The organism is uncultured Lactobacillus sp. (assembly GCF_947367085.1).
In the GTDB taxonomy this organism is placed as follows: Bacteria; Bacillota; Bacilli; order Lactobacillales; family Lactobacillaceae; genus Lactobacillus.
Genome location: NZ_CANBCP010000048.1, coordinates 1 through 12887 on the forward strand (window position 1 = coordinate 1; position 12887 = coordinate 12887).

Below are 12887 nucleotides of genomic sequence, written 5' to 3' on the forward strand. Positions count from 1 at the left end.
GAATTATAGGAGATTATAGAAGACTTGCTTTATATGGAGCGGATACTTTAATAGAAGATAAGAAAAAAGATTTAAATAAATTAGAGCTAACAACAGTTGAAAAGAATAACAAAGAAATTAGTACACGTATTGACAGTTTGTATGATATTTTAACTAAAGAATTTAAAGCTCGACCATTTGTAGATAAAAATCAAGATAAAATTGTTAAAGTTTTAAGTCACATGAGTGCAAACTCAGCAAAATTAGTTGCCAAATTAGAACATATTGATGAAAGCTATGAATTAAATCACGGTGAATTGCAAGAGGCTAAAGAATTAGAAAGTCGTGTCAACCATTTAAATGTAGAATTCGGTAGTGACTGTCAAAAATTATCAGATGGTAAAGGCGTATATTCAGATACGGAGCGTAAGTGGCTAGCGATGCTTCAAGAATTAGAGCAGATTGACTCTCGTCAAAAGAAGTTATCTTCTGATGTTGATGGTTTGTTTGATGCTGAAGAGATTGCTAATGATTCAATTGATCATTTTAAGCAAGATGTCTCATTGATCTATCGCCGAGTTGAAAGAAGAAAACTTCCCGGTAAGCCAGAAAGCTTTGTACAAATGTACATTTTGGTAGTTAATGAAATTTCTAAAACTAGTGAGGAATTGAACCAGGTCAGAATTAACTTGGAAAAGATTTCTCATGAACTAATCCAGATTCAAGAAGACATTGATCGTTTGCAAAAAGAAGCGGATGAAATTCTGAGTTCAGCAGATTTGGTTGAACTGACAATGCAGTATTCTAATAAGTATATTAATAATGATGAGATTCAGCGTGCTCGTAAACAAGCATATGATTTATATCAAAATAAATATGAATATAAAGAAGCACTTGATACAATTGCTACTGCTTTAGAAAAGGCAGAACCGGGCTCATATCAGCGAATTGAAAAGGAATACTATGACGAAAAAAAGAAAAATGATGACGAAGAAACTAACAATTAGTAAGAAAGTAATTGCCAGAAGTATCAATTTACGTTAAAATCTCAATATGTTAAAAACGACCTGAAGGGTCGTTTTTTTGAGAAGGGTAAGATAAAGTGATTTATTTTGATAATAGTGCTACAACGAAAGTTTATCCAGAAGCACTTAAAACATATAACAAAGTTAGTGAAGAAATTTGGGGAAATCCATCGAGTTTGCACAAGATGGGTGATCGTGCCCATCAATTACTTGAAGCCTCCCGTAAACAAATTGCCCAATTGCTCGGCGTAAAACCATATGAAATCTTTTTTACGTCAAGTGGTAGTGAATCAGATAACTGGGCGATTAAAGGAACGGCTTTAGCAAAGAGAGAATTTGGAAACCATATCATTACAAGTAGTGTTGAACATGCTGCAGTAAGTAATGCTGTTAAGTCCCTAGAAGATTTGGGCTTTAAAGTTACTGTGTTAGGTGTTGATAGCGATGGGCGAGTTGATCCTCAAGAATTAAAACAAGCTATTACTCACGATACGATTTTGGTATCAATCATGGGCGTTAATAACGAAGTTGGCGCAATTCAACCAATTGATGAAATTAGTGAAGTTTTGAAAGATTATCCTAATATTACCTTTCACGTTGATAATGTCCAGGCATTGGGGAAGAATATTTGGGATAGAGTTTTTACTGATCGTGTAGATTTAATGAGTTTATCTGCTCATAAATTTCATGCTCCACGTGGCGTAGGTATTCTTTATAAAAAAGCAGGTAAGATGATCAAGCCGCTGATTGATGGTGGAGGGCAAGAAAAAGCACTGCGTTCAAGTACTGAAAACTTACCGGCAATTGCTGCTAGTGCCAGGGCAATGCGCTTATATTTGGCTGATGAAGAAGATAATGCAGCCAAAGAATTAGCTGTTAAAGAAAGAATTGTCCAATATCTATCTGATAAGCCAGGAATTCACATCTTTTCTCAAGATAATGACCACTTTGTCCCAAGTATCTTGTGCTTTGCTGTGGAAGGCATTCGCGGAGAAACTTTAGTTCATACTCTTGAGGCCAAAGATATCTATGTTTCGACTACTAGTGCTTGTTCATCAAGAAGCGGGGTTGAAGGATCGACTTTAAGTGCAATGAAAGTTGATGATAGTGTTGCAACTGGTGCAATTAGATTGAGTTTTGATCCATCGAACACACTCACAGAAGCAGATGAATTTATTGCTGAATTTGACAAGATTTACCAACATTTTGCAAAGATTAATCATTTGAAATAAGGTGAAAAAATGAAATATACAGAAGTGATGATTCGCTATGGAGAATTATCAACTAAAGGTAAGAACAGAAAAGATTTTATTGGCCGCTTAGCTGGTAACATCACGCGTTTGTTAAATGATTTTCCTGAAGTTGAGATTCATCCTAAGCATGATAGAATGCACATCGTTTTAAATGGTGCGCCTTTTGAAGAAATAGACAGTCGTCTAAAGCGCGTCTTTGGTATTCAAACATATTCTCCAACAATTAAAGTTGAAAAAACTCTTGATGCTATTAAAAAGACCTCTTTGGAATTAATGCAGGCAACATATCAAGAGGGGATGACTTTTAAGGTTAATACACGTAGAAGTGATCATGACTTTGAATATGATACCAATCAATTGAATGCCTTAGTGGGAGATTATCTTTTTGATAATATGCCAAACTTAAAAGTTCAGATGAAAAAGCCTGATCTGGTATTGCGTATCGAAGTTAGAAAAGATGCCATCTATATTTCTAACCAGTTGATCCATGGTGCAGGTGGTATGCCAGTTGGTACTGCCGGTAAGGCCATGATGATGCTATCTGGCGGAATTGATTCACCAGTGTCATCTTATCTGGCATTAAAACGTGGTGTTGAAATTGAAATGGTTCACTTCTTTAGTCCTCCGTATACTAGTGATAAGGCATTAGCTAAGGCTAAGGAATTGACTGGGATTTTGGCAAATTACAGCGGTAAGATTAATTTTATCGCAGTTCCATTTGCTGAAATTCAAGAACAAATCAAAGAAAAGTTGCCAGAGGGTTATCTGATGACCATTCAGCGTCGCTTTATGTTGCAATTAGCAGACCGCATTCGCGCAAAACGTGGTGGCCTAGCAATTTTTAACGGTGAATCCGTTGGTCAAGTGGCATCTCAAACTTTGGAATCAATGGTAGCAATCAATGACGTAACAACTACACCAGTTATTCGTCCGGTTGCGACAATGGATAAAACTGAAATTATTCGTTTGGCCGAAGAAATTGGCACCTTTGATTTGTCAATTAAGCCGTTTGAAGATTGTTGTACAATCTTTGCCCCTCCACGTCCTAAGACTAAGCCAAAACTTGATGAAGCAAGAAAGCTTGAAGCAAGATTAGATGTCGAAGGTTTAATTCAAAGAGCACTTGATGGAATTGAAGTTACACCAATTTATCCAAACCAAAAATTCTTGGATGATAAGGCTCAAGAAGATCAAGACTTATTATAAAAAAACGCTAGCAGTCGATTCTGCTGGCGTTTTTAGTTAAAATGAGGAATGAGCAGGTGAGAAGATGAGAATTGATAAATATCTGGCAAACATGAATGTTGGATCAAGAAAACAAGTCCATAAATTAATCAAAGACGGCATCGTTAGCGTAAATGGGCAAATGGTCAATACGCCGAAAATGCAAGTGGCCCCAGATGATGAAGTGATGGTAGGGCAAGAGAAAGTTTCTTATAAACAGTATCATTACTTTTTGATGAATAAGCCTAAAGGGGTTTTATCAGCTACGGAAGATTTGCATCAAAAGACGGTTTTGGATTTACTTGATGCGCAAGATCGTTATCAAAAATTAGCTCCGGTTGGCAGACTTGATAAAGATACGACTGGACTTTTGCTTATTACGAATGACGGTCAATTTACCCATAATTTGCTAGCCCCTAATAAGCATGTCGATAAAGTTTATCGCGCAAGTATTGCAGGAGTTGCAGATGAAAGTACAGTAGAAGAATTTGCAAAAGGGATGCAATTGGGCGATGGAACCAAGTTGAAGCCTGCAAAGCTGAAGATTTTGTCACAAGATAAGAAAAATGACACATCAGAAGTTGAAGTTACGATTAGTGAAGGAAAATACCACCAAATTAAGCGCATGTTTGGTGCATCAGGTATGAAAGTTGTCGAGTTAGAGCGCTTGACTATGGGAGATTTAAAATTAGATCTGAATTTAAAACGTGGACAGTATCGCGAACTGACTGATCAAGAAGTTAAAGTTTTAGAAAACAGTAAGTAATAAAAATTCTACTTAGCTATACTTTTCTCTTTCTAATTAACATGCTATAATCAAAAACAAAGCAAAAGTTAAGAGGTATTAGCTTCATTAACAGAGAAAGGCCACAATGCTGAGAGGCTGGAAGTTAGTTTGTAGCTTAACTGCTAATTTACTGAAATTATAGTAAGTTTATTCGGATATAGCACCGTTATCGCTTTAAAGAGAAATAGCTTATGCTATTTAATTTAGGTGGTACCGCGGAAAATTTTCGTCCTAGACATTTTGTCTAGGACTTTTTTTATGGAGGCAGATAATAAATGACGAACTTAGCGCCAAAATATGATCCAAATGAGGTTGAAAAGGGTAGATATCAAACTTGGCTTGATGAAGATTTATTCAAGCCATCTGGTGATAAAAAAGCTCATCCTTATTCAATCGTTATCCCACCCCCAAATGTAACTGGTAAGTTGCACTTGGGACATGCCTGGGATACTGCAATTCAAGATACTTTAATTCGTTTTAAGCGTATGCAAGGTTATGACACTTTGTACTTACCAGGAATGGACCACGCCGGAATTGCTACCCAGGCTAAAGTTGAAGCAAAATTGCGCAAGCAAGGTAAAGATCGTCACCAAATGGGACGTGAAGCTTTTGTTAAGCAAGTTTGGGACTGGAAAGATGAATATGCATCAATCATCAAGGGACAATGGGCTAAGATGGGTCTTTCACTTGATTATTCTCGCGAAAGATTCACCCTTGATAAAGGTTTATCCAAGGCTGTAAAAAGAGTTTTTGTACAGCTTTACAATGAAGGCTTGATTTACCGTGGTGAATACATTATCAACTGGGATCCAGCTTTGCAAACTGCTTTGAGTGATATCGAAGTTATTCATAAAGACGATAAGGGTGCCTTCTACCACATTAAGTATCCATTTACAGATGGTTCTGGTTTTGTAGAAATTGCAACAACTCGTCCAGAAACTATGTTTGGTGATACTGCAGTAGCAGTTGCACCGGGAGATCCAAGATACAAGGATATTGTTGGTAAGGAATTAGTATTGCCACTAGTTGGTCGCCATATTCCAATTATTGAGGACCAACACGTAGATCCAGAATTTGGTACTGGTTTAGTTAAGATTACCCCAGCACATGATCCTAATGACTTCCAAGTAGGTAACCGTCATAATTTAGAGCGCATCAATGTTATGAATGATGATGGAACTATGAACAAAGAAGCTGGTAAGTACGCTGGCATGGATCGTTTTGAAGCACGTGAAGCTTTAGTTAAAGATCTAAAACAAGAAGGCTACTTAATCAAAGTTGAACCGATTGTCCACTCAGTTGGTCACTCAGAACGTTCTGGTGTTCAAGTAGAACCGAGATTATCTAAACAATGGTTCGTTAAGATGAAGCCTTTAGCTGAAAAAGTTCTTGAAAACCAAAAGACTGATGGTAAAGTCAACTTTGTTCCAGAAAGATTTGAGGCTACACTAAATCACTGGATGGAAGATGTTCATGACTGGGTTATTTCTCGTCAATTATGGTGGGGCCACAGGATTCCAGCTTGGTACAATAAAAAGACTAGTGAAACCTATGTTGGTGAAGAAGCTCCTAAAGATATTGAAAATTGGGAGCAAGATCCAGATGTACTTGATACTTGGTTTTCTAGTGCACTTTGGCCATTTTCAACAATGGGCTGGCCAGATGAAAATTCAGAAGACTTTAAACGTTATTTCCCAACTAATGCTTTAGTTACAGGTTATGACATTATTTTCTTCTGGGTTTCTAGAATGATTTTCCAAAGTCTTCATTTTACTCACGAACGTCCATTTAATGATGTTGTTTTGCACGGACTTATGCGTGATGAGCAAGGCCGTAAGATGAGTAAATCCCTAGGTAATGGTGTCGATCCTATGGATGTGGTAGATAAATATGGTGCTGACGCTCTTCGTTGGTTCTTATTAAATGGTACTGCTCCAGGTCAAGATACACGTTATGACCCTAAGAAGTTATCTGCTGCTTGGAACTTTATCAATAAGATTTGGAACGCAAGTCGTTTTGTGATTATGAACTTGCCTGAAGATGCAAAACCAGCTCATATACCAGATGTAGATAAGTTTGACTTAGCTGATAGCTGGATTTTTGATAGATTAAACCATACCGTAAGTGAAGTAAATCGTTTATTTGATGAGTATCAATTCGGCGAAGCAGGTCGTGAATTGTACAACTTTATCTGGAATGACTTTTGTGATTGGTATATCGAAATTTCTAAGGTTGCTTTAAATGGTGATGACCAAGAATTAAAGACTAGAAAGCAAGAAAACTTAATTTGGATCCTTGACCAAATTTTACGTTTGATGCACCCAATTATGCCATTTGTAACTGAAAAATTATGGCTTTCAATGCCTCATGAAGGTAAGTCAATTATGACTGCATCATACCCAGTTACTCATAAAGAATTTGAAAATGAAACTGCAGATCAAGATATGAATTTCATGATTGAAGTTATTAAAGCTGTACGTAATATTCGTATGGAAGTTAATGCTCCAATGTCTTCAGCAATTGATATCATGATTCAATTAGACGACACCGCAAACGAACGTATTTTAGATGAGAATGCAGATTATGTTGAAAACTTCTTACATCCTAAGAATTTGAAAGTTGCAAGTGATATTGAAGCACCAAAACTTGCTAAGACTGCTGTAATTCCAGGGGCGCAAGTATTTGTTCCTTTGACTGAATTGGTTAATGTAGATGAAGAATTAGCTAAGATGGAAAAAGAAGAACAACGTCTTGAAGGTGAAGTTGAAAGAGCAGAAAAGAAGCTTTCTAACCAAGGCTTTGTTGCACATGCTCCAGAAGCAGTTGTAAACAAGGAAAAGGAAAAGAAAGCTGATTACGAAAGTCAACTTGCTGGTGTTCGTGAAAGAATTAAAGAATTGAAAGAAAGTAACTAAGATTGATGCAAGTACAAGAAGTTATTCATAATATTGAAACTCTGCCTCGCCTGCATGAAAAAAATGATTTATCTTATATCAAAAAAGTTTTAGCCGTTTTAGGAAATCCTCAAGACCAAGTTAAAACCATTCATATAACGGGTACCAATGGCAAGGGTTCGACTTCTTATTATCTTTCAAATCTAATTAAAAAGGCCGGACAAAAAACCGGTCTTTTTGTTTCCCCATATATTGAAAGATTCAATGAGAGAATTCAGTTAAATGGTGATTTGATTAGTGATGAGGATTTAGTAAAGGGGTATCAGGTTGTCACTCAAGCGATTGCTGATATAAAGCAAAGTGATCCTAATTTTGATTTGGTGACATTTGAATTTGAGACAGCGATTGCCTTTTGGTATTTTGCTTATAAAAAATGTGACTATGCTGTGATTGAAGTGGGTATTGGTGGTCAGCATGATAAAACCAATGTGATAAATCCAGAAGTTAGCATAATTACAACTATTGGTCTTGATCATGAAAAAATTATTGGACCAACAATTTCAGATATCGCTCGTGAAAAAAGTGGAGTGATAAAGAAAAATACTCCGGTAGTGTTAGGAAATGTTCCCACAAATGTTTTATCAATCTTACTTGAGAAAGCAAAAAATGAGCAAGCTCCCGTTTCTCAGCTTGGAAAAGATTTTACAGTGAAAGATGAAGATAAAATCATCTTTGAAGAGAAAAATTCAAAGTTAGATTTTAATCAGCGCCCAATTTCAGAAAGCTATGATGTGGCGATTGCTTATCGAGCATTCGAATTCTTGAATTTGCCATTAGATAAGTTGAAAGTGCAAGAAGCCATCAATAACACAAAAATTCCGGGACGCTATGATGTATTGCAAACTAGTCCTTTGATTATTGCTGATGGTGCTCACAATATCCAGGCGATAAGACAGCTTTTAAGTTACATACATAAATTACCAACTAAAAGAGTAAAGTTTTTAATGGGGATGATGAAAGATAAGGATTTAAAAGAAATTTTTGATTTATTTAGTCCTCAAGATGAAATTTATTTAAAGAGAATTGATTATCCACGATCAGCAAATTTTGATGATTTTAAAGATGAATTGAAAAAAGAAGCAGTTTATGATGAAGATTATAAAGATTTATTTGATAAACTAGCATCTAGCTTGGATAGTAATGAAATTTTAGTTGTAACTGGTTCATTTTATTTAGTAGGTGCGATTCTTAATTATTGGAGAAAAAAGCATGAAATTTGATGGCTTAAAAGATAATATTTCAGGATTAATTTTTGATATGGATGGCCTTTTGGTCAATTCTGAACGTTTATATTGGCAGGCAAATATTCAAGCTGCAAAAGAATATAACTTGAATATTCCGGAAGATTCATATTTAAAATTAGTTGGCTCAAGTGCCAAAGATATGGAGAATTTTTATCATAAATATTTTAAGACAACTGAATTACGTGATGAATTTATTAAAAGAACTGATGATTTGGTTTGGCAGTGGGCTGATGAAGGAAAATTAAGGCTTCGCCCAGGTGTCCAAGAAGCATTGGATTACTTTGATCAACAGGGTATGAAAATGTCAATTGCCTCAAGCAATTATAACGAATATGTCGAAAAATTTTTATGGGTGACAGGTATTAGACAATACTTTGTTTTCCACTTAAGCTATAAAAATGTTCTTCAGGATCATCTAGAACCTAAGCCTGCTCCAGATATTTATTTACTGGCTCAAAAAAAGATGGAGCTCCCTAAAAATCAGCTACTTGTATTTGAAGATTCAAGTACTGGAGTTACTGCTGCTCACAATGCCGGTTTAGATTGTATTATGGTTCCTGATTTAAAGCCGGCAACTGAAGTTGATAGAGAAGATGCTTTAATTTGTAAAGATTTTTATGAAGTTATAGATAAAATAAAGTAGGATTCGTGTAATAAATAGTGGAGGTAAAAAATGGAAACATTAAAATCAAAACACTATTTATTGAAGGATGATCGTCAGCTTATTGAAGAGATTTTAGAAATCCTACATGAAGAAAATATTCGAAACTTTGATGACTTACAAAAGTTTTTGGATAAAAATGGAATTGTTAATTTTTCAGACTTTTGGAATTATTGTTCAGGTCCATTTTGTAGTGACAAGCTAGCACTGTGGACAGAAATATTTATAAAACGAATTAAAGCTTTAAATACCGGAAATTTAGAAAAATTTATGTCTAGTTCTCAGGTTGGCTATTATTTAGCAAGCAAAATGAGTGGACAAAATCAGGAGCAACTTTATGGTATTTATTTGGACTCGAAAAATAAAATAGTAGCAGAAAAGCTGATTTTTCAAGGAACCTTGAATAAGGCGGTTGTTCATCCACGAGACATTTTTCGTTGGGCATTAATTTATAACTGTGCATCTTTTTTTGTTGTTCATAATCATCCAAGTGGAGATACCACTCCATCAGCTCAAGATCTCAAAATTACTAAACAAATTAAGAAAACTAGTGAAGCTATTGGGATTCAGTTTATGGACCATTTTATTGTTTCAGATAATACTTATTTGAGTTTTCGAGAGTCGGAACTTCTTTAAAGCTTTATAAAGTCTGAAAGCCATCTCTTAAGATTTGATTTTGTATGCTATAATATCAGGGACTAAATAAAGACGATTTAGGCACTTTTTAAAAAATATGAAAATAACTAATTAAGGAGAGATTTGGTGTGTTTGGATTAGGTTCAAAGAATATTGGTATTGATTTGGGAACTGCCAATACCTTGGTATATATTGAAGGTAAGGGAATTGTTTTACGTGAACCTTCAGTGGTAGCCAAGAACACGCAAACAGGCGAGATTATTGCGGTAGGTTCTGAAGCAAAAGAAATGATTGGTAGAACTCCAGGAACAATTAGAGCAATTCGTCCAATGAAAGATGGTGTAATTGCCGATTATGATACTACTGCAGCGATGCTTAAGTATTTCATGGAAAAAACTGTAGGTAATTCAAAGCCAGCAGCTATGATCTGTGTTCCATCTGGTGTTACTGAAGTTGAAAAGCGTGCAGTAATTGATGCAGCTAGAGTTGCTGGTGCACGTGAAGCATATGTAATTGAAGAACCATTTGCTGCTGCTATTGGTGCTGGTCTTCCAGTTATGGATCCAACTGGTTCAATGGTTGTTGATATTGGTGGAGGTACTACTGATGTTGCTACAATTTCATTAGGTGGTATCGTTTCATCACGCTCAACTAGAATGGCTGGAGATAAATTTAACAGCGCTATTTCTACTTATATTCACCAGAACTTCAACTTATTAATTGGTGAAAGAACTGCCGAAACTATCAAGATTCAAATTGCCTCTGCTTCTGTTGAAAAAGCTGCAGAAATTGAATCAATGAATATCAGAGGGCGTGATTTGGTAACTGGTTTGCCAAAATCAATCGATGTCAACGCAACAGATGTTGCTAAAGCAATACAAGAAGTTGTGCAAAACATTATCGTTGCTATTAAAGAAACTTTAGAAGAAACCTCTCCAGAAATCGCTGCTGATGTCATCGATCATGGTATTGTATTAACAGGTGGTGGAGCTTTATTAAAGAACTTGCCTGAAGTTATTTCTGATTCAACAAAAGTTCCTGTATTTATTGCACAAGATCCGCTTGACTGTGTAGCTATCGGAACCGGTGAATCTCTTAAAAATATTGAAGTAATGCGTAAAAGACATTAATTAAGAGGCCGGCAAATATCCGGCCTTTTCTTATTAGGAAAGTAACTCAATGAAAAAATTTTTCAGAAATAAAAAAGTTTTAACGATTTTTGTAGTCATTATTGCAATCTTGAGCGTTCTTTCTATCACTGTACGCATGCGAAATCGTCGAGATACCCCTTTATTTATTCAAAAAATGGGTAATGATACAGTTACTGTAATAACGCAAATTGTGAATTGGCCGCTTAATTTGGTAACTGGTGGAGCAAGCAATGTACAAAGTTTGCTTAATACCCAAGAAGAAAATGATCATTTAAAGAAACAAATTGATGATCTTGGACAAACTAAGGCACGCAATAATTCGCTTGAAGCTGAAAATGATCAATTAAAATCTGCTTTAAAATTAAAGAACTCATTAACTGATTATGACATCATAAATGGTTCAGTTATTTCTAGAGCGCCAGATACTTGGTCCGATTTATTGATAATTGATCAGGGTTCACGTGCTGGTGTTAAAAAGAATATGGCTGTAATGTGTGACGGTGGATTAATTGGACGAATTTTAGAAGTTAGCGCTACTAGTTCTAAAGTTGAATTAATTACTTCAACTGATAAATCAGCTAATAGATTTTCTGTTGAAGCCAGATCTAGCAAAGACAAGATGGTTCACGGAATAATCTCAGTTAATGGAGACGATCAATTAACATTTACTCAAGTTGTTGATGGGCGTAAGCTTAAAAAAGGTACAAAAGTTTACACCAGTGGTATGGGCGGACGTTCACCAAAAGGATTGTTAGTAGGGACTGTTCAAAAGACTACTAGAGATACTTATGGCTTATCAGATGTTATTCAAATTAAGCCTGCTGGCAATTTAAATGATCCTTCTATAGTTTCAGTCATTCGCAGAAAGGTGGAAGACTGATGAATGTGTTACGACGTTGGTATGTAGCATTGGCACTTTTAGGCGCAGTAGTGCTTGATGGAATTTGTGCCTATCGTTTTCAAGGAGTCTTATTTCACGGCTTCGGCAGTGCTGCCTGCTGGTTTACTGTTGTCGGAATCGTCTTAATTGGATTGTGTGATGACCAAAATATCGATAATGTTTGGTTAAGCCTTGGAATCGGCATAATTGCGGATGTGTTTTATTTAGGCTTTATCGGTATTTATACTGTGATTTTTCCCTTGATTTGTTATGCAGCAGAAAAAATTGCCAGGTTCTTGCCTGAAGTGTTTATTTCAAGATTGTTCGTAGCTTTAGTAGCATATTTATTAGTAGATATTTATGTATTTTTAGTTTCTAATGCTATTGGAGTGATTAAAGCCTCAATAATTGATTTGGTAAAATCATTTGTGCCTAGTTTGATTGTGTGCTTAATCATTTTCTTGATTACATATGCTTTTTGGGTTTGGCTTGTAGAGAAATATCCATTCTTAGATAAGCGCACACCGTATTGATCAAAATTAAAAGGACGTCTTTAGACGCCCTTTTTTGTTACTGAATTAAGTATTGAATTGCTACACCAAATACACCGAACAAGGTGACGATGGCCATCAGCCATGCCATAACAATGGTTAATTTTTGAAAACCAGATTTTTTCTTTTTCTTGCGCATGCCAAAACCTCCTATGTTGTTTTTATTCTAGCTTAGTAGATAAAGTTTTGCAATTTAATCTCTTTATCTTAAAAATAATGTAAAATAAGATAAATGGAGGTCATTATGGACTTAATTTGGATTTTTTTACTACCGATCATTGGCTTAGCTTTGGCTGCTTTAGTAACTAGAGTATTTCCTAGGGCAAAATTTAGAGGATATGACGTTTTACCGTTTTTCTTTGCAATTGCCTGCCAACTAATTACAATGCAAAATCATAAACCATCGTTTTTACCTTACGGTTTTTTGTTGTATTTTATTTTAGTAATTATAGTTGCAATAAAGATAGCTGTTGAGAATAAAAATATTTCTTTAGGAAAAACAATTCGTGTGTTGTGGGATTATCTGACTGCCTGTTCAGTAC

Annotated in this window: 13 protein-coding genes; 12 read left to right on the forward strand and 1 reads right to left on the reverse strand. The window is 35.5% G+C overall.

Annotated features, from left to right (window positions below):
• The 11 genes from Q0Y70_RS07615 to mreD form a co-directional block, all read left to right on the forward strand.
• Positions 1 to 986, forward strand: a 986-nt coding sequence (locus tag Q0Y70_RS07615) for a septation ring formation regulator EzrA (RefSeq protein ID WP_297819246.1), incomplete at its 5' end; no start/stop codon positions are given.
• A 95-nt stretch (positions 987 to 1081) separates the two neighbouring features.
• Positions 1082 to 2236, forward strand: a complete 1155-nt coding sequence (locus Q0Y70_RS07620; RefSeq protein WP_297819250.1) for a cysteine desulfurase family protein — start codon at positions 1082 to 1084, stop codon at positions 2234 to 2236.
• A 9-nt stretch (positions 2237 to 2245) separates the two neighbouring features.
• The gene (thiI, locus tag Q0Y70_RS07625; RefSeq protein ID WP_297819253.1) at positions 2246 to 3463 is read left to right on the forward strand and encodes a tRNA uracil 4-sulfurtransferase ThiI; all 1218 of its coding nucleotides are present in this window, start codon (positions 2246 to 2248) and stop codon (positions 3461 to 3463) included.
• Positions 3464 to 3527: 64 nt separating this feature from the next.
• Positions 3528 to 4247 carry a pseudouridine synthase gene (locus Q0Y70_RS07630; RefSeq protein WP_297819256.1) on the forward strand — a complete coding sequence of 240 codons (720 nt, stop codon included), beginning with the start codon at positions 3528 to 3530 and terminating at the stop codon, positions 4245 to 4247.
• Positions 4248 to 4543: 296 nt separating this feature from the next.
• A complete protein-coding gene (locus Q0Y70_RS07635; RefSeq protein ID WP_297819260.1) occupies positions 4544 to 7183 on the forward strand; it encodes a valine--tRNA ligase in 2640 nt (879 codons plus the stop codon).
• 5 nt (positions 7184 to 7188) lie between these two features.
• The gene (locus Q0Y70_RS07640; protein WP_297819285.1) at positions 7189 to 8442 is read left to right on the forward strand and encodes a folylpolyglutamate synthase/dihydrofolate synthase family protein; all 1254 of its coding nucleotides are present in this window, start codon (positions 7189 to 7191) and stop codon (positions 8440 to 8442) included.
• Positions 8432 to 9109 (forward strand): HAD family phosphatase, encoded by a 678-nt coding sequence (locus tag Q0Y70_RS07645; protein WP_297819264.1) that lies wholly within the window; start codon positions 8432 to 8434, stop codon positions 9107 to 9109. Before Q0Y70_RS07640 ends, Q0Y70_RS07645 begins: the two co-directional genes overlap by 11 nt.
• Before the next feature lie 30 nt (positions 9110 to 9139).
• Entirely contained in the window at positions 9140 to 9763 is a 624-nt protein-coding gene (locus Q0Y70_RS07650) for a JAB domain-containing protein (protein ID WP_297819267.1), read from the forward strand.
• A 128-nt stretch (positions 9764 to 9891) separates the two neighbouring features.
• A complete protein-coding gene (locus Q0Y70_RS07655) occupies positions 9892 to 10893 on the forward strand; it encodes a rod shape-determining protein (RefSeq protein WP_297819270.1) in 1002 nt (333 codons plus the stop codon).
• Between the two features lie 49 nt (positions 10894 to 10942).
• Positions 10943 to 11794 carry a rod shape-determining protein MreC gene (mreC, locus tag Q0Y70_RS07660; protein ID WP_297819273.1) on the forward strand — a complete coding sequence of 284 codons (852 nt, stop codon included), beginning with the start codon at positions 10943 to 10945 and terminating at the stop codon, positions 11792 to 11794.
• Complete coding sequence (gene mreD, locus Q0Y70_RS07665; protein ID WP_297819276.1) at positions 11794 to 12327, forward strand: rod shape-determining protein MreD; 534 nt, start codon at positions 11794 to 11796, stop codon at positions 12325 to 12327. The genes mreC and mreD overlap by 1 nt, the downstream gene beginning before the upstream one ends.
• Positions 12328 to 12364: 37 nt before the next feature.
• On the opposite strand, the gene Q0Y70_RS07670 is transcribed toward mreD, so the two are convergent.
• Complete coding sequence (locus tag Q0Y70_RS07670) at positions 12365 to 12484, reverse strand: DUF4044 domain-containing protein (protein WP_297819279.1); 120 nt, start codon at positions 12482 to 12484, stop codon at positions 12365 to 12367.
• Positions 12485 to 12589: 105 nt separating this feature from the next.
• Between Q0Y70_RS07670 and Q0Y70_RS07675 the strand changes: the two genes are divergently transcribed.
• Positions 12590 to 12887: DUF3397 family protein (locus Q0Y70_RS07675; RefSeq protein WP_297819282.1), on the forward strand; the 298-nt coding region annotated here is incomplete at its 3' end.